This is a genomic window from Pseudomonas xantholysinigenes (assembly GCF_014268885.2).
Classification (GTDB): Bacteria; Pseudomonadota; Gammaproteobacteria; order Pseudomonadales; family Pseudomonadaceae; genus Aquipseudomonas; species Aquipseudomonas xantholysinigenes.
Genome location: NZ_CP077095.1, coordinates 603,918 through 627,411 on the forward strand (window position 1 = coordinate 603,918; position 23,494 = coordinate 627,411).

Here is a 23,494-nt window from a genome sequence, read left to right on the forward strand (position 1 = left end):
TGATGCGGGCGCTTCTCGCCGCTGTCGCTTTACTGTGTTGCGGCGCCTTGGCCGAAGCCCAGCCGCGCGTGATCAGCCTGGCGCCGTCGATGACCGAGATCATGCTCGAGCTTGCGGCCGGCGACCTGCTGGTCGGCGTGCTCGACGGTGGTGAGCGACCGCAGGCATTGGCCAGTCTTCCCTCCGTCGGTCGCCATGGCCAGCTCGACATGGAGCGCCTGCTCAGCCTCAAGCCCGACCTGCTGCTGCTCTGGCCTGGAAGCGTGGCACCTGCGCAACGCGACCAGCTCAGGCGTCTGGGCATCGCCACGTACAGTGGCGAGCCCGGTGACCTGGACCAGCTGATCGAGCAGATCGAAGCCATCGCTCAGCGCATCGGACGTGACACGCAAGGCCACGCCTATGCCGCCAGACTGCGCGGGCGGCTGCATGGGCTGCGGGAACATTACCGGCGTGAAGTGCCCCTGCGGGTGTTCTACCAAGTCTGGGACAAGCCGCTGTACACCCTGGGTGGGCGCCAGGTGGTCAGCGATGCCTTGCGTGTCTGCGGAGCGCGCAATGTGTTCGATGACCTGACCCAGCCCGCACCGCAAGTCAGTGTGGAGTCAGTGCTGTTGCGCGACCCCGAAGTGATCCTGGCGGGTGATGCGGCGCAGTTGGCCAGCTGGCGCCACTGGCCGCGGCTGAGCGCCGTGAAAGGAGAGCGTTTGCTGGTGGTGCCAGACAAAGGCCTGGAGCGACCGAGCGGGCAGATGATCGAGGCCACCGCCCGCTTGTGCGCGTTGCTTGAGGCTAGAGCGCCGGTGTCCAGGTAACGCTCAGCAGCCAGGTGCGGCCCTCTTCGCGATAGCCGTAGTCATGCCCCTGGTAGGTGTAGAGATTGCGGCTGTAACGCTTGTCCAGCAGGTTGTCGAGCTTCAGGTCGAGCTTCACCTCGCCGGTGGCCGCCCAGCCGCCGCGAAGGCCCAGTAGCCCGTAACCACCGATGGGGGCATTGTTGGCTTCGTCGTTGTAACTGCCGCTGACGGCCTGCCAGCTGGCACCAACATTGAAACGCTCGTATTGACGGTCGATATCCAGGCTCAGTGTGCGGCGTGCGCGCCGGGCAAGGGTGTGGCCGCTCTTCTGGTCACGCGGGTCGATCAACGCCAGCCCCAGTTGCGATGTCCATGCCCCCCACTGCTGGTCCAGCGCCATCTCGAAGCCGTTGATGCGGGCCCGGGCGACGTTGCCCATGTTGTTGGTCTCTGCGTCGTAGCTGATGGCATCTCGCAAGTCGGTGCGATAGAGCGAAGTTTCCAAGCGACTGCTGTCGGTCAGTTGGCTGCGCCATTGCACTTCGTAGGACTTCGAATGCTCCGGTTTGAGGTCGGGGTTGCTGAAGTTGGGGTAGTAGAGGTCGTTGAACGTCGGGGCACGGAAGCCCTCGCTGTAGGACAGCAGTAGGTCGTTGCGGGTGTCCAGCGGCAGGGTCAGGCTGCCGCTCCAGGTGGTCTGGCCGCCGAACTGCTGGTTCTTGTCGTGGCGCACGCCAAGCTCGGTCGAGAAGTGCTCGCCCTGGAAGCGATGCTGGGCGAACACGGCGCGGTTCCAGCGGCTGTCCTCGTTGAAGTCGGTGGCCGCGTGGACTCGGTCCTCATACCAGTCAGCACCGAGCAGCACGCTGTTGTCGTCATCCAGGGTCAGATCGTTCTGCCAGGTGACCTGGTCGCGGTAGGTGTTGAACGGTGTGCTCTGGTGCGTGAGCTTGTCGCGGCTGTCGTCGCGGTTCTCGCTGTGGGCCACCTCCAGCCTGGAGTGCCACCGATCGGCAAGCTGGGCATCGAGGTAACTGCCCAGGCTGCTGACGGCAAAGTTCGAGTAGGGCACCTGCGGGCTGCTGCCGCGAGGCTCGTCGAACTCATGACGCCCACGGCTCTCGAGCAGGTTCAGGCCCGCTTCGAAGCGCTCGTTGAAGGTGTGGCTCAGGCTCAGGTTGAGCGCGCGATTGCGATAGGCGTCATGGTCGGCATCGCTGGCATATGACGGCCCGGTCGAGTCGATACCTGCCGTCTCGTCCAGGCTGGCGCCGAGGTTGAAGCGCGTTGCGCCATTGCCACCGGACAGGCCAAGGCTACGTTGCCAGGTCTGGTTGCTGCCGGCGGCCAGGCGCAGGCGTGGTTGCAGGCCTTGGCCGTTGCCACGTCGGGTGAAGATCTGGATTACCCCGCCAATGGCATCGCTGCCATACACCGCCGAGCGTGAGCCGCGCAGCACTTCCACCCGCTCGATCTGGTCGACGTCGAGAAACTGCAGGCCGCTGTCGCCGGAGGTCGCGTTTGCGATGCGCACGCCGTCGACCAGCACCAGGGTCTGGGCGGCCTTGGTGCCGCGGATGAAGATGCCTGGCAGGCTGCCGCGACCACCGCTGGGGGCCACTTGCACACCGGGTACGCGGGTGAGCAGATCGGTGACGCTGGACGGTTGCAGGCGGTCGATGTCGCTGCGAGTGAATACCGTGTTGGCGGCACTGGTGGCAGCGCGCGACTCGACCTGGCGGCTGGCGCTGATCAATACGTCGGGGAGCTTGAGAGCGTCGTCGCGTTCGGCGGCCAGCAGGAATGTAGGGGCGCAGAGGAGTGCGGCACAGGCGGTTTTTTTCATGGGCAGTTCCATCGCATTCGCGGGTAGACCCGCTCCCACAGGATCTCCACAGATCTTGAACACTGTGCAGTCCCTGTGGGAGCGGGTTTACCCGCGAAAGGGCCCTAGAGGCCGAGCTTGGCCATCCGGGCTTTGACCGAGGCTTCGATCCCGGCCGCATCCAACCCGCATTCAGCCAGCATTTGCGCCGGCTTGGCGTGCTCGACGTAGATATCCGGCAGCCCCAGGTGCAGCAGCGGTTTGACCACGCCCTCGCGGGCCAGGAACTCGCCGACCGCGGCGCCAGCGCCGCCCATGATGGCGTTCTCCTCGATGGTGACCAGCAACTCGTGGCCGGCAGCCATCTCCAGCACCAGCGCCTCGTCCAGCGGTTTGACGAAGCGCATGTCGACCACCGTGGCGTCGAGCTGTTCGGCGACTTGCAGGGCTTCAGTCAACTGCACGCCGAATACCAGCAGGGCGACCTTGCTGCCCTGGCGGCGGACCACGCCCTTGCCGATTTCCAGCGGCTCGAGGTCGCCGCTGATTGGCGCATTCGGGCCGGTGCCGCGCGGGTAGCGCACGGCGGCGGGGCCTTTGTAGTGGTGGCCGGTGCTGAGCATCTTGCGCAGCTCGTTTTCATCGCTTGGGGTCATCACCAGCATGCCGGGGATGCAGCGCAGGTACGACAGGTCGTAGGCCCCGGCGTGGGTCGGGCCGTCCTCGCCGACCAGGCCGGCGCGGTCGATGGCGAACAATACATCGAGGTCCTGCACCGCGACGTCGTGGATCAGCTGGTCATAGGCGCGCTGCAGGAAGGTGGAGTAGATCGCCACCACCGGCTTGGCGCCTTCGCAGGCCATGCCCGCGGCCAGGGTCACCGCATGCTGCTCGGCAATGGCCACGTCGAAGTAGCGCTCCGGGTAGCGTTCGCTGAAGGCGATCAGGTCCGAGCCTTCCTTCATCGCCGGGGTGATGCCCACCAGGCGGTTGTCGGCGGCGGCCATGTCGCACAGCCACTGGCCGAACACCGAGGCGTACTTCGGCCCGCTGGCCTTCTTCGGCGCGACCGGCTTGTCGGCCGGCTCCAGCTTGGTGATGGCGTGGTAGCCGATCGGGTCGATCTCGGCCGGGGCGAAGCCCTTGCCCTTCTTGGTCACCACATGGAGGAACTGCGGGCCCTTGAGGTCGCGCATGTTGCGCAGGGTGGCGATCAGGGTCGGCAGGTCGTGGCCGTCGATCGGGCCGATGTAGTTCCAGCCCAGCTCTTCGAACAGGGTGCCGGGGACCAGCATGCCCTTGGCGTACTCCTCGGTGCGGCGGGCGATTTCCCAGGCGCCGGGCAGGCGCGACAGCACTTTCTTGCTGCCTTCGCGCATGCTGGCGTAGGTGCGGCTGGAGAGGATCTTGGCCAGGTAGTTGGACAGACCGCCGACATTGCGCGAAATCGACATGTCGTTGTCGTTGAGGATCACCAGCATGTCGGCGTTCACTTCCTGCGCGTGGTTCAGCGCCTCGAAGGCCATGCCGGCGGTCAGCGCGCCGTCGCCGATCACCGCGATCGACTTGCGCGGGTCGTTCTGCAGGCGGGCGGCGATGGCCATGCCCAGCGCTGCGCTGATCGAGGTGCTGGAGTGGCCGACGCCGAAGGTGTCGTACTCGCTCTCGCTGCGGCGCGGGAAGGCGGCGATGCCGTCTTTCTGGCGCAGGCTGAGCATGCGCTGGCGGCGCCCGGTGAGGATCTTGTGCGGGTAGGCCTGGTGGCCGACATCCCACACCAGCCGGTCATCCGGGGTGTCAAAGACGTAGTGCAGGGCGATGGTCAGTTCGATGACGCCCAGGCCTGCACCGAAATGCCCACCGGTCTGACCAACGGTGTAGAGCAGCTCCTGGCGCAGCTCGTCGGCCAGGGTCTCCAGGTCGGCTTCGGCCAGCCGGCGCAGGCCGGCGGGCGTGTCGGCGCGGTCCAGCAACGGCGTGACCGGGCGTTCGCGGGGGATCTCTTGAAACGTCGTGGGCATCAGGCGTGTCGTTATAGGTGTGAAGACGCGGCAGTTTACCCCATTGTGGGAAAAGCTGCCCATTCGGACGGGTGTATGAGGGCCACCGGTGCGGCAGAGATCCTGTAGGAGCGGCCTTGTGTCGCGAAAGGGCCGCAAAGCGGCCCCGGTAATCTTTGCGTCAACGCTGAAATCAAGGGGCTGCTGCGCACCCCTATCGCGACACAAGGCCGCTCCTACAGGGGGGATGTGTCAGGCCTTAGTGGCGGCGCTCGACGATGTAGCGGGCCAGCGCCCGCAGCGGCTCGGCGTTGTCGCCGAAGCCTTGCAGCGCGGCCAGGGCCTGGTCGCGCAGTTCCAGGGCATAGGCCTTGGCCGCGTCGAGGCCGAGCAAGGCCGGGTAGGTCGGTTTGTCGCGGGCGATGTCGGCGCCCTGGCGTTTGCCCAGGGTGGCGGTATCGCTCTCGACGTCGAGGATGTCGTCCTGCACTTGGAAGGCCAGGCCGATGGCCTGTGCATAAACTTGCAGGGCATCAAGCTGGGCCGGTTCGGCGCGGGCACTGGCCAGGGCGCCAAGGCGCACACTGGCTTCGATCAGCGCGCCGGTCTTGTGCCGGTGCATGTATTCCAGGGCCTGCTGGTCGAGCTTGACGCCCACCGAGCCCAGGTCGATGGCCTGGCCACCGACCATGCCGGCCGGGCCGGCGGCCTTGGCCAGGGCCTGGACCATCTGCAGGCGAATGGCGTCGGCCTGAGGGCTCAGACGCGCATCGAGCAGGGCGCTGAAGGCCAGACTTTGCAGGCCGTCGCCGGCGAGGATCGCGCAGGCTTCGTCGAAGGCCTTGTGGGTGGTCGGCTGGCCGCGACGCAGGTCGTCGTCGTCCATTGCTGGCAGGTCGTCGTGCACCAGCGAGTAGGCGTGGATCAGCTCCACCGCGCAGGCCGCGCCGTTGGCCTGTTCGGCCGGGACGCCGAAGGCTTCGCAGGCGGCGTAGGCGAGCAGCGGGCGCACACGCTTGCCGCCATTCATCACGCTGTAGCGCATGGCGGCGTAGAGGCGTTCGAGCTCCTTCGACGGCGCCTGGAACAGCGGTTCGAGGGCCGCGTCGACCCGTGCCTGGGCGCTCTGCTGGTACTGGGCGATCATGCCTCGGGCTCCGCGTCGAACGGCTGCGCGGCCAGTTCGCCGTCGCGCTCCAGCAGGATCTGCACCTTCTGCTCGGCCTGGGCCAGGGCGCCCTGGCAATCGCGGGTCAGGGCGATGCCTTGCTCGAAGGCGGCCAGCGACTCTTCCAGCGACAACTCGCCGTTCTCCAGGCGCTCGACCAGGGCTTGCAGGTCGGCGAGGGATTGTTCGAAATCGATGGAGGCTTTTTTGCGGGCCATGGCGACAGTCTCGGTGGTGTTCAGAACGGCGCGACACTAGCAGAGCGGGGCAGGGGGAGCAAATGAGCGGCTGCCGTCGTTCGTCTTATTTTGTTGCACTTGTGCAGTCGCGACCATCTTGCATTCTGCGCAGCAGTCGGATTGTGGGGGGTAGGGCCCTCTGCCATAATCCGCGCGCTCTGGCCCGCGGGCCAGCCCTTCCCGACGTCATGTAATGGACTACGTTGTGAGCTTCCTCTCGATCGAATTCGGCCTCTGCTTCACGCTTTTCTTCGTTGTCTACTGGAGCCTGTGCTGGAGCGTGCGGCTACAAAATGCCCTGTTGCTGGCGGCCAGCTATGGCCTGGTGGCCAGTTTCAGCCTGCAGTCGTTGTACATCCTGCTCGGCTACAGCCTGTTGGTGTACCTGCTGGGTCTGCTGGCCGGGCGTTATCCGGGCCGCTGGTTCAGCCGTGTGTTGTTGCTGGTGCTGGTGCTTGGCTGCTTCTACCTGTTCAAGTACCAGGAGTTCTTCGTCGGCGGGGTGCAGGGCGCCTTGGCCGCGGCCGGGCTGGAAGTGTCGCTGCCAGTGCTGGAAGTGCTGGTGCCGATCGGCCTGTCGTTCTACACCTTCCACTCGGTCAGCTACCTGGTGTCGATCAACCGCGGCGAGCTGACGCCAGCGGCGCCACTGGACCTGGCCCTGTACCTGGCGTTCTTCCCCAGCCTGGTGGCCGGGCCGGTCAACCGCGCCTTGCACATGCTCCCGCAGATCCGCCCGACGGCCATGCGCCAGGTGCTGGAGCCGCAGCGGGCGCTGGGGCTGATCGCGATGGCGGTGGTCAAGTTGTTCTTCCTCAGTGCCTGGCTGGGCAGCGAGTGGGTCGACCCGGTGTTCGACACCCCGGGCAGCGCCACCCCCGAGCAGGTGCTGCTGAGCGTGTACGGCTACAGCTTTCTCATCTACTTCAACTTCAGCGGCTACACCAACCTGGTGACCGGCATCGCCTTGCTGCTGGGCTTTCGTCTGCCGGACAACTTCGATGCGCCCTACGCCGCGCACAACCTCAAGGAGTTCTGGGGGCGCTGGCATATCAGCCTGTCACGCTTCATCCGTGACTACGTCTATATCCCGCTGGGCGGCAACCGCAAGGGCGTGTGGCGCGGCAACCTGAACATGCTGCTGGCCATGCTGGTGTCGGGGCTTTGGCATGGCGCGAGCGTCAACTTCATCATCTGGGGCGCGCTGCATGGCGTCGGCCTGGCCGTGTCCAAGCTGTTCAGCCAATGGCTGCCGGGCTTCGCGCGCCTGCCGGGGGCTGGCTTGCTGGCGCGCTTGATGACCTTCCACTACGTGGCGTTCGCCTGGATTTTCTTCCGTAGCCCAACCCTGGATGGCGCCGTCGAGATGCTTGACGACATCACCGAGCTGAGCCTGGCCGGGTTGCACAGCGCCACCGGCCTGATGCTCCTGGCCTGTGTGCTGGCGGTGGCCAGTTATCCACAGTGGCTGGCGCTGTTGCGCGGCAGTGGCGCGGCCTTCCAGCGCCTGCCCTGGCCGTTGTATCCGATCCCGCTCGGGGTTGGGGTGTCGCTGGTGATTTTCGCTTCGCAGTCGGGCGTGCCGGGGTTCATCTATGCAAGCTTCTGATAGCAAACAGCTGTTCCGGGTGCAGGTCGGCGCGGCCCGTGCGTTGTATGCGATCGTGGTGACCACTCTGTTGCTGTTCTGGCTGAACCAGGACTCGATCAAGCTCTATTGCCAGCAGAAGTACCACCAGGGTTGCGACATCCCGTTGCTTGGCCAGGCACCGGCGTGGCGCTTCGGCGCGCAACTGACCCAGGCGTTGGAGCAGCAGCGCGACAGCCTGCTCGCCCAACTGCAACCTGAGCAGCCTGTGGTACTGCCTGAACCGGTGCCGGTGCTGACGGTGAACCTGGAAACCCCGGCGGTGCTGGCCCGGCCGCTAGCGCACAAACCCGAGCCGACGCATCGGGCAGCAGCGCCGATGTCGGCGCCGACGGCGGTCGTCGTGGCGCATCCGGAGGTCGCGGCGACTGCGCCGACACGGCTGCAGCCGGGCACCGTCGCCGCCCTGGCCACGGGCGACGAAGTGTTCCTGGTGGGCGATTCGCTGATGCAGGGCGTTGCCCCGCACCTGGCCAACAGCCTGCGCAAGCGCTACCAGATCCGCACCGTCAACCTCAGCAAACAGAGCACCGGGCTGGCCTATCCGGGCTTCTTCAACTGGCCGAAGACCGTGGCCGAGACCCTCGAGCACGGGCCGAATATCCGCCTGATGGTGGTGTTCCTCGGCCCCAATGACCCCTGGGACATGCCCCAGGGCAAGGGCAAGCCGTTCCTACGTTTCAAGTCGCCAGAATGGGAGACGGCCTATCGCGCCCGCATCGACTCGATCCTCGAACAGGCCCGCGCCCACCAGGTGCAAGTGCTCTGGGTCGGCCCGCCGAACATGGAGAAGGCGCGGCTTTCCAATGCCATGGGCTACCTCAGCGGGCTGTACCGGGAGCAGACTGCGCTGTACGGCCAACACTATGTGTCGGCCAACCCGATCCTGGGCTACGCCGACGACGGTTTCTCGTACACGACCCAGACGCCCGAGGGCAGGCGGGTCAAGGTGCGGGTCGACGACGGCATCCATTTCACCATCACCGGCCAGAAGCTGATCGCCGAACAGGTATTGTCGATGATCAGCTTTCCGGGCCTGACCGTTACAGGACATTGAGATGCGCCAATGGCATCACGTGCTGGGCCTGGCCCTGCTGATCAGCGCCATGCCCGGTTGCAGCACCGGCGCCAATAGCGTGGCCACCCAGCCTTCTACACGGCCCGCCGCCGTCTCGGGCATGCGTGATGACGGCAATCTCGCACTGCTTGCCGGCAAGTTGCGCAACGCCAGCCGCGCGCCGGTCGCCATCGTCCAGCTCGGCGACTCGCACACTGCCGCCGACCTGTTCAGCGGTGAGCTGCGGCGCTTGTTGCAGGCACGCTACGGCGATGGCGGCATCGGCCTGGTTCCGGCCTCACCGGTGCCGGGGATTCGCAACGACCGGGTGATCATCAAGAGCGAGCAGCGCCAGTGGCAACTGGTGTCGGCGCGCAACCAGCAAAGCGCGCAGTTCCCGCTGGGCGGCTACCTGTCGTTGCCACAGGCCAATCGCGCCAGCGTGCTGTTGCAGGCGCGCGACGAGGATCGCCAGCGCTACAAGATTTCGGCGCTTTACCAAGCCCGCGGCAATGCCACCTTGCTGGTCAATGGCGGCCAGCGGCGCATGCTGCCGGCGAGCAATGGCCTGTGGCGCTTCAGCCCGGCCTTCAGCAACATCGGTTTGCCGGTGCAATTGAGCGTGGAGGGCGGCCAAGGGCTCGCCTTGGGCGGTTGGTACCTCCAGGGCCAGAAGAATGCCGGCGTGACCTATTCGACACTGGGTATCAACGGTGCGCGGCTGGAGGTGGTGGACAAGTGGCAGGCCGGTTGGCGCGATAGCCTCAAGGCGGTGCGCCCGGACTTGGTGATCCTCGCCTATGGCACCAACGAGGCATTCGACGACAAGCTCGACCTGGTGCTGTACCAGGCGCAACTGGACGCGACCCTCAGCGGGCTACGCAAGGATTTGCCAGGTGCGGCGATCCTGCTGGTCGGTCCGCCGGACTCGATCAAGCAGCGCAAGGCGCGTAGCTGCGCGGCTCGCCAGCCGCAGCCGTTGGCGGCGGTGATTCGCGTGCAGAAACAGATGGCGCAGAAGCACAAGGCGTTGTTCTGGGATTGGCAGGCCTTCATGGGCGGGCCTTGCGCGATTGCCGGCTGGCAGGCCAGTGGGCTGGCGCGGCCGGACCTGGTGCACTTGACGGCCGATGGCTATCGCAAGAGTGCGGCGGGGTTGTATGAGTTCTTGAAAGGGCCGTTGGGCTTGCGTTGACCGTCGCAGGAGCCGGCAAGGCCGGCTCCTGTGGGGCTGGGGCCGGGTCAGGCCGGCTCGGCCTCGAGCTCGACCATCGCTTCGCGATAGCGCGCCAGTTCCTCGATGGTCAGCACCGGCAGGTTGTACTGGCGGGCATACACCGCCACCTGCTCGCCGCGGGCCATGCTGCCGTCAGGGTTCATCAGTTCGCACAGCACCGCCGCCGGGCGCAGGCCGGCCAGGCGCGCCAGGTCCACCGAACCTTCGGTGTGGCCGCGACGGGTCAGCACGCCGCCATCACGAGCGCGCAGCGGGAACACATGGCCGGGGCTGACGATGTGGCGCTCTTGCGCGGTGGAGCGCAGTGCGGCTTCGATGGTGGTGATGCGGTCCTGGGCCGACACGCCGGTGCTGACGCCTTGCGCCGCCTCGATGGTGACGGTGAAGCCGGTGCCGTGGCGGGCCTGGTTGTTTTGCACCATCGGTGCCAGTTCCAGGGCGTCGACGGTGGCTTCGTCGAGGCACAGGCAGACGATGCCGCTGCAGTCGCGGATCATCATGGCCATGGTTTGCAGCGAGAGGTTTTCGGCGGCGGCGACGATGTCGGCTTCGTCTTCGCGGTCATCATCGTCGAGCAGCAGCACGGGACGCCCGGCCTGGTAGGCGGCGATGGCGGCGGCGACGTTGGGGAATTGCTTGTGCAGTGGGGTGGACATGAAACGCTCCTCGTGAATGATCGATGAACGTCTCGGGGCGAACAAAATGCGCGCGCAGAGGCGCCCTGTTGGCCCCTGCCTGACGCCTTCTTTCATCCGGACTATGACCGTCGGCCCTGGAATCTCACCAGATCTGCTGACCCCCGGCATGGCCGGGGCGCTCGCGGGCTCATCTTTCGATTTACCGCCGGTGGGGACTTTCACCCCGCCCTGAAGACCGGGCAAGCATACAACACAGTGGCTGGATGCTGGCAACCCCCTACGACTTTGGTCGATGCCGGCCAAGGTTTCAGGCAAATCGATAGACATGTACCACCGAGGCGCTGGCGGGTGGTTCTACTTTGCGGGTCCACCCTGCTTAGGGTAGTCACCATCAAGGAAATTCTGCATGACTGAGCAATACCCCTTTACCGACGCTGATGTAACTTCTGCATTCGAGATTTTGCAAGAGACTCGGTTCAAAAAGGCCCGACGCGATATTGGCGACAACGGCCTGCCGAGCCCCAAAGTGCTTATCGTTGCGGGAGCCCAGGGCTCCGGCAAGACCTATCTTCTGAAAAACCGACTGCAGACAAGCGGCCGTTATGATCATTACGTCAGTCTTTATGAAACAGGCGACCGCGAGTTGCACCCGCGTTACCCGGAGATGATCGAGCACGGCGCCCAGCATGCCTACGCCCATACCGAATCGTTCATCTGGGCATTGGGCGCCAAGGTATTTACCTACTGCCTGCAAAATCAGTACAACTTCATCATGGAGACTGCCCTGGACTCGCTGGCCTTCGCCCAAGGGACGCAAGCGATACAGCGTGCCGGCTACCAGTTCGAGGTGCACTTGATTGCTTGTCACAAGCACTTCGGGCATTGGTCCTCGTTGCGCCGTCTGGTCAAGAGTGTTGCGAAAGGGGAGCTTGAACGTTACGTTTCGTTGGCCGATATCGAAGCTTCCCAGGCGAATGCCTGCTCGATCATCGCGGCTATCCTGAATGCTTGTCAGCACGCTCCAGGCTCCAGTTGTGTCTTCTACAAGCGAGGCTTGGACACGGCTCAGGATAGTGTCGAGTTCGGTCGGGTGCGCTATCCGCATGATCCTCTGGAACTGTCGTATGGCTACACCAATTATCATCATGTGGTGACAAGCGAGCCGACTGACCTACGTGTACGCCAGAGCATGGTCGAAGTATGCCGTGCCACCCTGACTGCCGCCGAACCGCTGCGTGGCGAACTGCCGAGCGCAGTCTTCGCGGACCTGCAACGGTATATCGACCTCTATCAAATGGCGCCTGACGAGGCACCTTGAGCAACAGCCTCAGGGGCTTATGAGCACGTGCCTGCCCTCGTGGCGCATGCGTACGCGGTAAGTCTGCGCCAGCATTGCCAAGGCCAGCGGCAGGTCGTCCAGCGGATAGGTGCCGGACACCGGCAAGTCAGCCAGCGACGGTTCGCATGCCACGGCTTGGTCGGTGTGGCGCATCAGTTCCTGTATCCATTGCCACAGTGGCATGTCCTGGGCCAGCAGCAGGCCATTGCGCCAGGCCAGCTGGCCCTCGCTGGCCGGCTCCGGCGGGCCGACGCGGGCCTGGCTGAAGCGGACTTGCTGGCCGGCCTGGACGACGGTCGGCTGGGCGCCTTGCACCTGCACGGCCCCTTCGTGGACCGTCAACAGGGTTTCCCGAGGCAACTGGCGCACGCTGAAACGGGTGCCCAGCGCCTGCATGATCCCTTGCTCGGTCTGGACTCGCAGGGGGCGGGCAGGGGCTTGTGGGTCCGGCGCGGTGACGATGTAGATCTCACCCTGTTCCAGGTGCAGCAGGCGTTGCTTGGCGTCGAACCTCAGCGCCAGGGCGGTGGCACTGTTGAGCGAGACCTGGCTGCCGTCGACCAGCAGCACATCGCGACGCTCACCCACGTTGGTCTGGTAATCGGCGCGGTATTCGCCGCGGCGTGACAGCCACCAGCCCAGTGGCGCGACCGCAAGCAGCACCGCCAGCCCGCGCAGGACCGCGCGACGGCTGTTGCCTCCTGTTCGTTCCAGGGTGTGCCGGGCCAGGGTCGGCGGCAGGCCGCCGAGGCGCACCAGCAGGCGTTGCGCGCGTTTCCAGGCACGTTCGTGCTGTGGATCGGCGTTGCGCCAGCGCTCCAGCTCGGCCCGTTGCGCCGGGGTCAACGGGCCTTCCTGGAGCAACAGCAGCCAGGCGGCGGCCTGGGCCAGTACTGCCTGGGCAATGGGTTGGTCAGTCATCGAGCATCTGGCTCAGGCAGGCGAGGTAACCCTCGTGGATGTATTTCTTCACGGTGGGCAGGGCGATGTTCAGGGCCTGGGCGATGTCCTTCTGTTTCATGCCGTCCAGCGTCGCCATCAGGAATGCCTGGCGTACGCGTGGGCGCAAGCTGTCGAGCACGGCGTCGACCTCGTGCAGGGTCTCGAGGATGACCGTCTGCAATTCCGGCGATGGATGTGCTGTCGGTGGCACAGTGGCCAGGGCTTCGAGCCAGGCCTGCTCCAGTGAGTGACGACGGCGCCAGCTGACCAGCACGCAATTGGCGATGCGCGTGAGATACGCCCGAGGCTGGCGGATGCTTTCCGGCTGTGCGGCCTCGCGGCTGAGCAGCACGCGCAGGAAGATATCCTGGGCCAGGTCGTCGGCCACGCCATGTCCCCATGAGCGCAGGCGATAGGCCAGCCAGTTGCGCAGCCAGGCATGGTTCTCGAGGTACAGCGTGGTCACGGCGCAGTGCGGGGGTGTTTCAAAGGCAGTCATGGGCAGTGGCGTCGGCAGGACAGGTCGCAAATGCAAACCATTATCAACGGTTTTGCGTAGATCACAAGACGATGTGAAAATACGAATCGATTGCATATACCTTTTTCGATTTCGAGCGACAGAGGGAATGACAGCCCGCCGCGAGTGCCGGGCGCCAACCCTTCGAGCGAGAGAAGCATGCCCGCAACCCATCGGCTTTCCCCTGTTTCGCGCCCCACGTCTCCCCTGCGTTTTGCCGTGCATTGCGCGCTGCTTGGCTGCCTGGTGGCGGGCGCCGCCACCCAGGCCCAGGCCGCCAGTGCGGCGCCTGGCGTGGCCACCCGGCTGGATGACGCGACGCTGCGCGACTACGACATCGCCCAGGGTGCCCTGGGCACCTCGCTGGGGCTGTATGCCAATCAGTCCGGGCTGTTGCTGTCCTATGATTCGGAGCTTACCCGCGGGCGTAGCGCGCCAGCGCTCAAGGGCCGCTACACGGTACTGGAGGCTGCGCGGCGGCTACTGGCGAACACCGGCTTGCAACTGCTGCCGGGGGCTCGTGGGGCTTACTTGCTCGCACCACAAGGCAAGGCCTCCGCGAACGCGACCGAGTTGTCGGCGACCGTTGTCGACGCCGCGCTGGACGACCCGCAACGGGACACCTATCGAGCACCACGTTCCACCGTGCACCTGACCCGCGCGGACCTCGACCGCTTCGCCACGGTGTCGGTGGGCGACATGCTCAAGGGCGTGGCCGGGGTGCAGGTCGGTGACAGTCGCAACGGCGGCGCGCTGGACGTGAATATTCGCGGCATCCAGGGGCAGAGCCGGGTGGCTGTGCGGGTCGATGGCTCCGAGCAGGCGCTGGACGTATACCGCGGTTATGGCGGCACCCAGCAGCGCAGCTACATCGACCCCGACCTGCTCAGCAGCGTGACCGTGAACAAAGGCCCCAGCACCCGCTCCGGGGCGATCGGCGGCTCGGTGGAAATGAAGACCCTGGGCGTCGATGACATTCTGGTGGACGGCAACAGCGTGGGCGTGCGCCTGACCGGCAATCTGTGGAACAACGGTGTCGAGCCGGCCAATCGCAGCCGCCATTCCAAGGACCAGGACCTGAGCACGGTGCCCCGCGACAGCCGCCCTGGCCTGTTCGGTTCGCAGGCTGAGTCCGGCAGTGCCGCGTTTGCCTATAGCCATGAGCGATTCGACCTGGTGGCCGCCTATGCGCACCGCAACCAGGGCAACTATTTCTCCGGCAAGAAAGGCCAGGATCGCTATCGCCTGTACGACCGTTGGGGCGACGAACAGCCAAGCGTGGCCAATACCTACAACGCCGGCGAGGAGGTGCTCAACTCGTCGTCGGAAACCGACTCCTACCTGTTCAAGACCACCTGGCGCCTGGCCGACGATCATACCCTGGACCTCGGCTACCGCCGTTTCGACGGCCAGATGGGCGAGATCATGCCGTCGGACATCTTCCGCTACGGTACCGCGGGGATCTACCAGTACCCCACGAGCGAAGTGCGGCTGGATGCCTACACCGCCCGCTATCACTACCTGCCCGCAGGCAATCCGCTGGTGGACCTGACCAGCACCCTGTGGCTGACCGACGCCAACACCAGCACCTTGACCGCCGCCTGGATGGCGCCCAAGTCGCAGCTGTTCCGCACCGACCGTGGCTGGACGCGCCAGGACAACCGCCGCATCGGCGGCGACCTGAACAACGTGTCGCGTTTCAGCACTGCCCACGGCGACTTCAAACTCGACCTGGGCGGCGCGTTCCAGCTCGAGGACCTGCAGCCGCAGAAGGGCGTGCTGACCACCCAGCACGACATCAATGCCAATCGTATGCTGCGTGACGCCTCGCGCCAGGAATTCAGCTTCAACGGCAAGCTGGAGTACCAGCCCATCGAGCAGGTGACGCTGTGGGGCGGTGGGCGCTACGCCCATTACCAGACCAAGGACAACACAGTTCTGGCCGAGGCCCGGCGTGAGGACCGCAAGCTGCGCTGGATCACCGCCAGCAGCCCGGGGCACTGGGGCAGCATGACCTGGTTCCCGGACCAGAACGGGCAATACACCGACGCCACCGACCCGCGACTGAACAACGGCATCGTCTTCGAAAACAGCAACGAGCCGTTCAACGGCGTGCCTTTCAACGAGGCCGGCGCGACCAGCGTGACGGTGCATCCGGAAAGCATCAGCAATGTGGTCACCGGCTACGACTACACTCCCCAGGGCAAGAGCAGCGGTGGAGGCTTCTCTCCAGCGTTCGGCATCAACGTCGAGTTCCTGCCCGACACCTTCGTGTACGCCTCCTACACCCAGGGCCTGCGCCTGCCTTCGCTGTTCGAGACCAGCCAGGGCACCCAGCAGGTGACCCCGGGCAAGCACCTCAAGCCCGAGCGTTCGCGCAGTTGGGAGTTCGGTGTCAGTGCCTTGCGCGACAACCTGCTGCGCAACGGCGACGAGGCCTCGATCAAGCTGGCGTACTTCGACAACCAGATCAAGAACTACATCACCCGCTACTACGACCCAAGCCCAGGCCTGTGGGGGCAGATGACCTTCAGCAACACCGACAGCTTCAGCACCCGTGGGCTGGAGTTGCAGTCGCACTATGACGCCGGACGTGTATTCGCCGATCTCTCGGCCACTTACTACCTGAAGACCGAAACCTGTGACGCGGCGTTCGCCAGCACGCTGCGCAGCACGGCCAACCGCTACCAGCGTACCCAGGACACCCCGGACTGCACTGCAGGCAGCTATATGGGGTCCTACACCAACACCCAGAATCCGCCGCGTTTCTCGGCCAACCTGGTCAGCGGCCTGCGTTTCTTCGACCAAGCACTGACCCTGGGCGGGCGCATGACCTACACCTCGGGGCCCACCGCGCAGATGGACAAGCCCTGGCAGACCGGGGCCACCACGCCGCAGATCGACTACCGCTCGGTGGCGTTGTTCGACCTGTTTGCCCGTTACAAATTGCTCGAGCACACCGAGGTGAACCTATCGGTGCAGAACCTGACCGATCGTTACTACCTGGACCCCTTGGCCCAGAGCTTCATGCCTGCGCCGGGGCGCACCTGGCGAGTGGGGGTGGTGACGCGCTTCTAGGTGACGAATCCTCGACCAGCCCCGAGGCTGCAATGGCATCTGGGCTGGTCTGCAAGGGGGGCTTCACTATGTAGCATGCCTTACGTGGCGCAGAGAAAGCATACGTATGCATGCGAGATTCTTCCTATCAAAGTTCGCTGCGCATCGGCATAGAGTCTGCCTCTCTGAAGGTCTGGAACCTACCCGAGACGCTCAATGGCTCTTACGCATACAGAAGCACTCTGCGCGCTGGCTGACCCCTATCGCGCCGATGCGCACGCCAATCATCTGTTCGACATGGCGATGCGGGAAATCACGGTCTACCACCAACGGCACACCCCCGGCTATGCCAATTGGCTGCGTCAGCAGCGCTTCGACCCGACGGACCTGGACTTGCCCAATTGGGGGACGCTGCCCCCCATTTTCGCCAACTACCTGAAGCGGAACCTGCTGTTCAGCGAGGCCGGGCGCGACGCCTTGGAGCTGACGTCCTCAGGGACTTCCGGGCAGAAAAGCCGGATGCGTTATGACGAGCGAAGCCTTGGAGCCGCCCAGGGCATGATCGACCGGATCTTCCGTTATTACGGCTGGGAGACCTTGCAGACACCCTGCAATTACCTGCTCCTGGGCTATGAACCCGCCGAGCACGCTACGCTCGGTACGGCCTACACCGACAACTTCCTGTGCAAGTACGCACCGGTCAAGCAGTCGTTCCATGCCCTGCGCCACAACGGCAAAGGCAGCGAATTCGATCCGTTCGGCGTGATCGGCGCGTTGCAGCGTTTTGCCGACGACGGTGCGCCCCTGCGTATCCTGGGTTTTCCTGCGTTCATGTGGTTCGTGCTCGAACGCATGCGTGAAATGAAACTGCCCGCCTTGTCGTTCGATGCCAACTCGCTCGTGCTGTTCGGCGGCGGCTGGAAAACCCATGCCGACCAGCAGGTGCCCAAGTCGCAACTGTATGCCCGTATCACCGAGCAGTTGGGTATTCCGACGCCGCGTTGCCGGGACGGCTACGGTGCCGTCGAGCATTGCGTGCCGTACATCGAATGTGCGCACCACCACCTGCATGTTCCCACCTATGCCCGGGCTTTTACCCGCGACCCGCGCACCTTTGCCTTGCAAGAGTACGGCCTGCCCGGGTTGCTGCAGTTCGTTTCCCCCTACATCACCTCGAGCCCGGCCCACAGCATCGTGATGAGTGACCTGGCCGTGCTGCACCGCGCCGCGACCTGTGGCTGCGGCCTTGCCACCGACTGGTTCGAGATTCTTGGGCGCGCCGGTACCGGCAAGAGCCGCAGTTGCGCACTGGCCGCCTCTGAACTGATAAGGGAGCCCTGATCATGTACCTCATACATGGACAACACCTGGCAGACCTGACGCTGGAGCAGGCATTGCAACGGTTGACCGCTGGATTGGCGCACACCTTGAGCCAGCCTTGCCGCCTGGATAGCGTGCTTGCTTGTACCGGGCGTTTCGCTGAAAAGTTGCTGGACCAAAGCTTCCTGGCCGAGCTCGATGCCGCCAGCCGCGAAGAGCTCCGGGCGTTCTGCCAGGCCGATGTGCTGCGCGCCAAGCTGGAGCACGAACTGGGGGACAACCCGTTCTCCCTGCGCCGTATCGACTACCAGGCCGCTCACTTCGAAAGCTGGCGTCCCTTGGGGGTCGTCGTGCACATCACGCCAGCCAATGCTCCGCTGTTGCCGTTTTTCGCCGTCCTCGAAAGCCTGCTGGTGGGAAACATCAATTGGTTGCGACCGAGTGAGCGCGAGCAGGGTTTGAACACCCGGTTGCTGCAGGCATTGCTCGAGTGTGACGAGTCTGGCCAGCTTGCCAGCCACGTCGCCGTGCTACCGGTGGCCAAGGCTGAACTGCCCAAGTTGCTGGCGCATGCCGACGGAGTTTGCGCCTGGGGTTCGAACGAGACGCTGAAGGCCATTCGCGATCAACTGCCCGATGGCTGTCGCTGGATACCCTGGGGGCACAAGATCAGCTTTGCCTGGCTAGTGCCGGATGCCGTGGATGGCCCGGCGCTGGACGCGCTGGTCGATGAGGTCTGTCGCCTCGACCAGCAGGCCTGCTCCAGCCCCCAGGTGGTGTTTGTCGACAGCGACGATACGGCCACGCTGCATGCCATCGGTGAACAACTGGCTATGGCGCTGCAACGTCGTCAGGCCTGTTGGCCTGCGTTGCGACCCAACCTGCAGGAAGCTGCGCAGATCACCACGACCCTGGCCCTCGCCGAGCTGGACCAGGCCTTTTCCGACAGGCCCGGGCAGGTCTGGAGAGGTGACGGTTGGCAGATCGTTCTCGAGCACAGGATGACCCTCGAGCCCTCACCGTTGTTTCGTAGCCTGTTGCTGCGACCGCTACCACGGCATGCGCTGATCCAGGCTTTGCGCCCCTGGCGGACCCGCCTGCAAAGCTGCGGCCTGATCTGCTCAGCCCAGGCGTTCGCCGGGCTCGGCCAGCTGTTGCTGGCGGCCGGGGTCGACCGGGTGACTGCCATTGCGCAGATGCAAGCCGGCTACAGTGGCGAACCTCACGACGGTGTGTATGCCTTGAGCATGCTGGCTCGCCGAGTATCGGTGAGCCTCGCGGCGGATTGCCTCGCCGGGCAGGCGACCCTCGATCCGCTGGAGCCGGCCCCGATGAGTGCCGTCGGCCTGCCGATCATGGATCGCAGGGCGTTTCTGGAAGACTCGATGAGCGAGCGTGCGCAGTTGTTCTTCCGCTCCGGCGGCAGCAGTGGCGCGCCTAAGCTGGCCGGTTTTACCTACCGTGACTATCACCGGCAGATGCAAGCGGCGGCCGATGGCCTGTTCGCCGCGGGGCTGGACCCGGCGACGGATAACGTGCTCAACCTGATGTATGGCGGCAATCTCTATGGCGGGCTGCTGAGTTTCTTCACCGTGCTGGACAAGCTGGGGGCCAGGCATTACCCCATGGGCGGTCCGCAGGACGACGATTACAGCGAGATCGCCCGGTTCATCGTCAGCCAGGGGATCGACACGCTGATCGGCATGCCCACCACCGTGCATCAGCTGTTCCTGCGCGAGGCACGCACCCTGCGGGCTTATGGTGGGATCCGCAAGGTCCTGCTGGGTGGCGAGCATCTTGGCGCGGCCCAGCGCACCTTCATCCAGGGCTTCGGCGTCCAGACCATTCGCTCGGTGCTCTATGGCTCGGTGGATGCCGGCCCGTTGGGCTACAGCTGCGCTGCCAGTCCGGATGGGGTGTTCCACCTGATGAGCGATATCCAGTGGCTGGAAATCGTCGACCTGGCACGTGATGAGCCTGTGGCGGTTGGAGAGATCGGGCGATTGCTGATCACCTCCCTGGCCCGCGAGGGCCAGCACCTGGCTCGCTATGACATCGGCGATACCGGACGCTGGGTGAGTGGGAGGTGCGCATGTGGTTCCCCCGCGCCGCGCTTCGAACTGTTGGGGCGTCATGGTGGCCTGGTGCGGATCGGTTCCCTGTTCATCCAGCCGCAGCGCTTGGCTGAACTGGCCGAAGCACCGGTGCAACTGCACCTTGAGCACGATCCCGAAAACGGCATCGAGCGCATTCGGCTATGGGTCGACGCTGATCCGGAGATCGTCAAGGCCAAGGTATGCCGCGATACGGAGCTGAACATGGCCTTGGAGCTTGGCGTGCTGGACCTGCAGGTTGCGCAGTTGGCGCAGCGGCATTTCGAGCGCCATCCGCAGTCGGGAAAAACGCCGCTTGTGCTGGATAAACGTCTTTAGTCCGTTTGCAGGAAGAGGAAGTGAAGCATGCATGACAACTGCCCCCCCCTTGAACTGACACGGCTGGTCAACCATGTCCGTGCACATTCTCCCTATTATGCCGAGCTGTGGCGAAAGGTCCCCCAGGCAGGGTGGACACTTGCAGACCTGCCTTTGGTCGATCTTCGTCACTACTGGGCGGCCGGCCTCGACCTGGATAGCTGGCCAGTGCTGACCGGGCCGATGAGCGGCGCGGTGGTCTACAAGACCGGCGGCACGACCGGTAGCGCCAAGCACTCGGTATTCACCCAGGCCGAGTGGGAGCAGTTCGTTGCTACATTCGGGCGTAGCCTGTCCTCTTTGCTGGCGCCAGGTGACCGAGTGGCCAACCTGTTCTTTGCTGGCGACCTGTACGCCAGTTTCCTGTTCATTCAGGGCGCGCTGGCCCGTGCGCAAGTGCCCATCTGCGTGTTCCCCTTCACCGGCGCGGTCGAACCGCAGGTATTGACCGAGCAAATCGAGCTACACCAGATCAACGTGCTGGCCGGGGTGCCGGGAAAGTTGCTGCAGTATGCCTCGCTGCTTGAGCAGCAAGGTGTGCGTTTGCCCGGGGTCAGGATGGTGTTGTATGGCGGTGAAAGCCTGTTCGTCGAGCAGCTTCAGCTGTTCAGGGCCGTGCTGCCCAATGCCCGGGTGGTTTCGATTGGTTGCGCCAGCGTGGACGCGGGCTTGATTGGCGCGAGTACCCCCGATTGCCTGCCGGGCGAGCATCGCGCGTTCGAACCTGAGACCCTGGTCGAGATTGTTGATGAAGCCTCGGGGCTGCCGATCCATGAGGCGCACTGCGCCGGTTTGCTGGTCGTGACCAATCTGACGCGGACTCTGATGCCGATCATCCGCTACCCCGTGGGCGATCTGGCGGAGTGGACCGAAGCGCCCGGACGCGCGGGGCGCAAGTTCAGGCTGATGGGCCGTAGCAGCCAGGGCAACCGGGTAAGGGTCGGTTACGCGACACTGTTCCCTGACGATCTGGCGCAAGTGATCCTCGCACGCCTTGGTCCGCGCCAGTGGCAACTGACTATCGATCAGGTCAATGGGGTCGATCATATCGTGCTGCGCATCGCTCATGACAAGGATCCGGCAGCGGCCAGCGCGTTACTGCAAGCCATCGGGCGCAAGGACCCTGCGGTCGTGGAGCTCATGGCCGAAGGCGCGCTGAGGATTGCGATCGAGTGGTGTCGACCGGCGCAGTTGGCGACGCATCGACGTACCGGAAAGCTGCAGCGTGTCGTTGATCGCCGCGACTATTGCGGCCCTGCAGGACGGTTGCCGCGATGATCGTCGTGCGAGGTTTCGAAGTACAGGATGCGCAGCCGATCAGCGACTTGTTCATGCGGGTGTACGGGGAGCATTACTTCTACCCGCAGATCTACCTGCCGTCGGTCATCTGCCACCATAACCGTACCCAGCAATGGCAGTCGGTGGTTGCGTTGCGCGGGGAGCGTATCGTCGGCCACGCCCTGTTGTGGCGTTCTGCCGATGACGCAAGTTGTGCGGAACTGGCGATGATCGTGGTCGATCCGCAACTCCGGGGGCGGGGCATCGCGGGGCGCATGGGGCGCTACCTGTGCGATCACGCGCGGCGGCAGGGCATGTCGGTACTGACGATCAAGATGGTTGCCAGCCATGAGTGGTCGCAACGGCTGGGTGACTCGCTGGGCTTCCAGGTGACCGGGCTGCTGCTCGACTACGTGGATTCGGCGCTGTGCCCACGTCAACGGGAAAGTGCCATTCTGGGCGTACTGGCGTTCCAGGCTCAGCCTATTCCATTGACGTATACGCCAGTAAACGCGCCCGAGTGGATTGGGCCGTTGCAGGAACACTTCGGTACCGTAGCGCCGGGCTTTGCAGTGCCGGGCGCGGAGCCGACCCTGACCACCATCCGCGAGAATCGCCTGGATGTGACCCTCGAGCATCCCACCAGCGGCGATGCCATCGAACTCATGCGCTTGCCGTCCAAGTGGTTGACCCATGTGCAGGTGCGGATGGACATGAACCTGCCCTCGGTGTTGCCTGTGCTGCATCGCTGTGGCTTCGTTGACACGGGCCTGACCCTGGGGACCGGGCGGCAATGGTACTGGCTGTTGCAGCGAGGCTTTTCCAACAGCTCGTTACAACTGCACTGCCCCATGGCGCGTGCTTTACAGCATGCCGCCCAGCAGCGCATGGCATTGGCGAAAAGTGGTTGAAGGCTGGAAGTCGACAGGCATTAAAAAGCCGGCTTGTGGCCGGCTTCTTGGGGACGGTCTTGGTTTATTTTTGATAAACCGCAACCGCCTTAAACGGTTGGCAACATGGCCTTGAAAAGATGGCGGACGGCTGTGTCGGACGTCGCCAGGGCCTCTGGGATGCGGCTTGCATCCGCTTGGGCGGGATGTGCGGCGTAGCATACTCGGGCAGCCCGGCGATGCCCAGCAAAAAATAGTGCCAGTTGTTTCAAGCGGGGCGTTCCGGGCGCAGGCTCGACCACCAGAAAACCCAGCCGAGGACTTCCAGGCCCTGAACTCTGCGCTGGTAGGCGGTATAGCGTTCGCTGGGGTGGTTGAGGCGATCATGGCTGTGCAGGCACAGCGTGCCGTTGTGGCCGAGGCTGAGGTAGTGCACCCGCAGTCGGCCATTATGCAATAGCGCGTAGCACTCGCCGTCGACCACCCGGGTGAGGCTCCTGTCGATACCCAGAAGGCTGCCCTGGGGCAGCAACGGTGTCATGTTGGCGTGCGGCATGCTCACGCAGATGGCGGCGTGTGGCGGCACCTGCAAGGCGTCCAGCGCCTGTCGCGGGATGGCCTGGCAGTGGCCCGGCAGCGCTTGCAGCGTACTCTCCAGAAGGCGATGAAAGGGCAGGCTGGAATGCTCCGTGCCTTGTGCGAGCAAGGGCGACAGCGCGCCATTGAGCGGCATGGGGGGCAATACGGCGGCAAGTGGCGCCGGGTGCTTCGAGCCTTCGCCGCTGCGCAGCCAGCGCCTGTTCACACAAAACAGATCGGCGAGTTCATCCAGGCGTGACAACGGCACGCCGCGTTTGAACCAGTTGTTGACGTGCTGGGGCGTGACGTTGCGTTGGGCGGCAAAATCGGAAGGGGTCAGGTTGCACTCCAGCAGGAGGGCTTTGAGACGGTCACCGGAAGTGTTCATGAGGTGAGTCTATCGACCCGAGATTTGTGTGGGTATCAACCGGATGTAGAGGCGTTTTGTAGGAAGTGGTGGTTTTTGTAGGCGGGGGCTTAGGAGTGCGTGTG

18 protein-coding genes and 1 riboswitch are annotated in these 23,494 nt (G+C 64.6%); of the genes, 10 read left to right on the top strand and 8 right to left on the bottom strand.

Features of this window, described 5'->3' with window-relative positions:
* Nucleotides 1-2: 2 nt before the first annotated feature.
* The gene (locus tag HU772_RS02810) at nt 3-815 is read left to right on the top strand and encodes a cobalamin-binding protein (RefSeq protein WP_186657349.1); all 813 of its coding nucleotides are present in this window, start codon (nt 3-5) and stop codon (nt 813-815) included.
* On the opposite strand, the gene HU772_RS02815 is transcribed toward HU772_RS02810, so the two are convergent.
* From HU772_RS02815 to HU772_RS02830, 4 genes are all read right to left on the bottom strand, one after another.
* Complete coding sequence (locus HU772_RS02815; protein WP_186657348.1) at nt 793-2,643, bottom strand: TonB-dependent receptor domain-containing protein; 1,851 nt, start codon at nt 2,641-2,643, stop codon at nt 793-795. The two genes, HU772_RS02810 and HU772_RS02815, sit on opposite strands and share 23 nt — an antisense overlap.
* A 104-nt stretch (nt 2,644-2,747) precedes the next feature.
* A complete protein-coding gene (gene dxs / locus HU772_RS02820; protein WP_186657345.1) occupies nt 2,748-4,643 on the bottom strand; it encodes a 1-deoxy-D-xylulose-5-phosphate synthase in 1,896 nt (631 codons plus the stop codon).
* 238 nt (nt 4,644-4,881) lie between these two features.
* The gene (gene ispA / locus HU772_RS02825; RefSeq protein WP_186657343.1) at nt 4,882-5,769 is read right to left on the bottom strand and encodes a (2E,6E)-farnesyl diphosphate synthase; all 888 of its coding nucleotides are present in this window, start codon (nt 5,767-5,769) and stop codon (nt 4,882-4,884) included.
* Nucleotides 5,766-6,008 (bottom strand): exodeoxyribonuclease VII small subunit, encoded by a 243-nt coding sequence (locus HU772_RS02830; RefSeq protein WP_011531978.1) that lies wholly within the window; start codon nt 6,006-6,008, stop codon nt 5,766-5,768. Before HU772_RS02830 ends, ispA begins: the two co-directional genes overlap by 4 nt.
* A 214-nt stretch (nt 6,009-6,222) precedes the next feature.
* On the opposite strand from HU772_RS02830, the gene HU772_RS02835 reads away from it, so the two are divergent.
* Genes HU772_RS02835 through HU772_RS02845 form a run of 3 tightly spaced genes read left to right on the top strand, consistent with a single transcriptional unit; the run spans nt 6,223 to nt 9,929 of the window.
* On the top strand, nt 6,223-7,638 hold the full coding sequence (locus tag HU772_RS02835) for an MBOAT family O-acyltransferase (protein ID WP_186657341.1): 1,416 nt from the start codon (nt 6,223-6,225) through the stop codon (nt 7,636-7,638).
* Entirely contained in the window at nt 7,625-8,734 is a 1,110-nt protein-coding gene (locus HU772_RS02840; protein ID WP_186657339.1) for an SGNH/GDSL hydrolase family protein, read from the top strand. Before HU772_RS02835 ends, HU772_RS02840 begins: the two co-directional genes overlap by 14 nt.
* A 1-nt stretch (nt 8,735) precedes the next feature.
* Entirely contained in the window at nt 8,736-9,929 is a 1,194-nt protein-coding gene (locus tag HU772_RS02845) for an SGNH/GDSL hydrolase family protein (protein ID WP_186657337.1), read from the top strand.
* Nucleotides 9,930-9,976: 47 nt separating this feature from the next.
* Here HU772_RS02845 and ribB read toward each other — a convergent pair whose 3' ends face one another.
* Nucleotides 9,977-10,627: a 3,4-dihydroxy-2-butanone-4-phosphate synthase gene (ribB, locus tag HU772_RS02850; RefSeq protein ID WP_134692732.1), complete on the bottom strand. Its 651-nt coding sequence runs from the start codon at nt 10,625-10,627 to the stop codon at nt 9,977-9,979.
* Between the two features lie 80 nt (nt 10,628-10,707).
* A riboswitch (FMN riboswitch) is annotated at nt 10,708-10,849 on the bottom strand.
* A gap of 166 nt (nt 10,850-11,015) precedes the next feature.
* Between ribB and HU772_RS02855 the strand changes: the two genes are divergently transcribed.
* Complete coding sequence (locus tag HU772_RS02855) at nt 11,016-11,927, top strand: zeta toxin family protein (protein WP_186657334.1); 912 nt, start codon at nt 11,016-11,018, stop codon at nt 11,925-11,927.
* A 9-nt stretch (nt 11,928-11,936) separates the two neighbouring features.
* On the opposite strand, the gene HU772_RS02860 is transcribed toward HU772_RS02855, so the two are convergent.
* Both HU772_RS02860 and HU772_RS02865 read right to left on the bottom strand, forming a co-directional pair.
* Nucleotides 11,937-12,869 (bottom strand): FecR domain-containing protein, encoded by a 933-nt coding sequence (locus HU772_RS02860; RefSeq protein ID WP_186657331.1) that lies wholly within the window; start codon nt 12,867-12,869, stop codon nt 11,937-11,939.
* On the bottom strand, nt 12,862-13,389 hold the full coding sequence (locus HU772_RS02865) for a sigma-70 family RNA polymerase sigma factor (protein WP_186657328.1): 528 nt from the start codon (nt 13,387-13,389) through the stop codon (nt 12,862-12,864). The genes HU772_RS02860 and HU772_RS02865 overlap by 8 nt, the downstream gene beginning before the upstream one ends.
* A gap of 177 nt (nt 13,390-13,566) precedes the next feature.
* Here HU772_RS02865 and HU772_RS02870 point away from each other — a divergent pair, with 177 nt between their 5' ends.
* The 5 genes from HU772_RS02870 to HU772_RS02890 all read left to right on the top strand — a co-directional run bounded on the left by HU772_RS02870 (nt 13,567) and on the right by HU772_RS02890 (nt 22,444).
* The gene (locus tag HU772_RS02870) at nt 13,567-16,485 is read left to right on the top strand and encodes a TonB-dependent receptor (RefSeq protein WP_186657325.1); all 2,919 of its coding nucleotides are present in this window, start codon (nt 13,567-13,569) and stop codon (nt 16,483-16,485) included.
* A 195-nt stretch (nt 16,486-16,680) separates the two neighbouring features.
* Entirely contained in the window at nt 16,681-17,805 is a 1,125-nt protein-coding gene (locus HU772_RS02875; RefSeq protein ID WP_186657315.1) for a LuxE/PaaK family acyltransferase, read from the top strand.
* Nucleotides 17,806-17,807: 2 nt separating this feature from the next.
* Complete coding sequence (locus HU772_RS02880; protein WP_186657313.1) at nt 17,808-20,216, top strand: aldehyde dehydrogenase family protein; 2,409 nt, start codon at nt 17,808-17,810, stop codon at nt 20,214-20,216.
* 27 nt (nt 20,217-20,243) lie between these two features.
* Complete coding sequence (locus HU772_RS02885; protein WP_186657311.1) at nt 20,244-21,533, top strand: phenylacetate--CoA ligase family protein; 1,290 nt, start codon at nt 20,244-20,246, stop codon at nt 21,531-21,533.
* A complete protein-coding gene (locus tag HU772_RS02890) occupies nt 21,530-22,444 on the top strand; it encodes a GNAT family N-acetyltransferase (protein ID WP_186657308.1) in 915 nt (304 codons plus the stop codon). The genes HU772_RS02885 and HU772_RS02890 overlap by 4 nt, the downstream gene beginning before the upstream one ends.
* Before the next feature lie 247 nt (nt 22,445-22,691).
* Here HU772_RS02890 and HU772_RS02895 read toward each other — a convergent pair whose 3' ends face one another.
* The gene (locus HU772_RS02895) at nt 22,692-23,390 is read right to left on the bottom strand and encodes a LexA family transcriptional regulator (protein ID WP_186657305.1); all 699 of its coding nucleotides are present in this window, start codon (nt 23,388-23,390) and stop codon (nt 22,692-22,694) included.
* Nucleotides 23,391-23,494 lie beyond the last annotated feature (104 nt).

Excerpts from the sequence above, each read along its gene's own strand:
- HU772_RS02875 (WP_186657315.1), top strand. The coding sequence starts at position 16,681 with ATGGCTCTTACGCATACAGAAGCACTCTGCGCGCTGGCTGACCCCTAT.
- HU772_RS02890 (WP_186657308.1), top strand. The coding sequence starts at position 21,530 with ATGATCGTCGTGCGAGGTTTCGAAGTACAGGATGCGCAGCCGATCAGC.
- HU772_RS02810 (WP_186657349.1), top strand. The coding sequence starts at position 3 with ATGCGGGCGCTTCTCGCCGCTGTCGCTTTACTGTGTTGCGGCGCCTTG.
- HU772_RS02855 (WP_186657334.1), top strand. The coding sequence starts at position 11,016 with ATGACTGAGCAATACCCCTTTACCGACGCTGATGTAACTTCTGCATTC.
- HU772_RS02880 (WP_186657313.1), top strand. The coding sequence starts at position 17,808 with ATGTACCTCATACATGGACAACACCTGGCAGACCTGACGCTGGAGCAG.
- HU772_RS02885 (WP_186657311.1), top strand. The coding sequence starts at position 20,244 with ATGCATGACAACTGCCCCCCCCTTGAACTGACACGGCTGGTCAACCAT.
- HU772_RS02845 (WP_186657337.1), top strand. The coding sequence starts at position 8,736 with ATGCGCCAATGGCATCACGTGCTGGGCCTGGCCCTGCTGATCAGCGCC.
- HU772_RS02835 (WP_186657341.1), top strand. The coding sequence starts at position 6,223 with ATGGACTACGTTGTGAGCTTCCTCTCGATCGAATTCGGCCTCTGCTTC.
- HU772_RS02860 (WP_186657331.1), bottom strand. The coding sequence starts at position 12,869 with ATGACTGACCAACCCATTGCCCAGGCAGTACTGGCCCAGGCCGCCGCC.
- HU772_RS02870 (WP_186657325.1), top strand. The coding sequence starts at position 13,567 with ATGCCCGCAACCCATCGGCTTTCCCCTGTTTCGCGCCCCACGTCTCCC.
- HU772_RS02815 (WP_186657348.1), bottom strand. The coding sequence starts at position 2,643 with ATGAAAAAAACCGCCTGTGCCGCACTCCTCTGCGCCCCTACATTCCTG.
- dxs (WP_186657345.1), bottom strand. The coding sequence starts at position 4,643 with ATGCCCACGACGTTTCAAGAGATCCCCCGCGAACGCCCGGTCACGCCG.
- HU772_RS02830 (WP_011531978.1), bottom strand. The coding sequence starts at position 6,008 with ATGGCCCGCAAAAAAGCCTCCATCGATTTCGAACAATCCCTCGCCGAC.
- HU772_RS02865 (WP_186657328.1), bottom strand. The coding sequence starts at position 13,389 with ATGACTGCCTTTGAAACACCCCCGCACTGCGCCGTGACCACGCTGTAC.
- ispA (WP_186657343.1), bottom strand. The coding sequence starts at position 5,769 with ATGATCGCCCAGTACCAGCAGAGCGCCCAGGCACGGGTCGACGCGGCC.
- ribB (WP_134692732.1), bottom strand. The coding sequence starts at position 10,627 with ATGTCCACCCCACTGCACAAGCAATTCCCCAACGTCGCCGCCGCCATC.
- HU772_RS02895 (WP_186657305.1), bottom strand. The coding sequence starts at position 23,390 with ATGAACACTTCCGGTGACCGTCTCAAAGCCCTCCTGCTGGAGTGCAAC.
- HU772_RS02840 (WP_186657339.1), top strand. The coding sequence starts at position 7,625 with ATGCAAGCTTCTGATAGCAAACAGCTGTTCCGGGTGCAGGTCGGCGCG.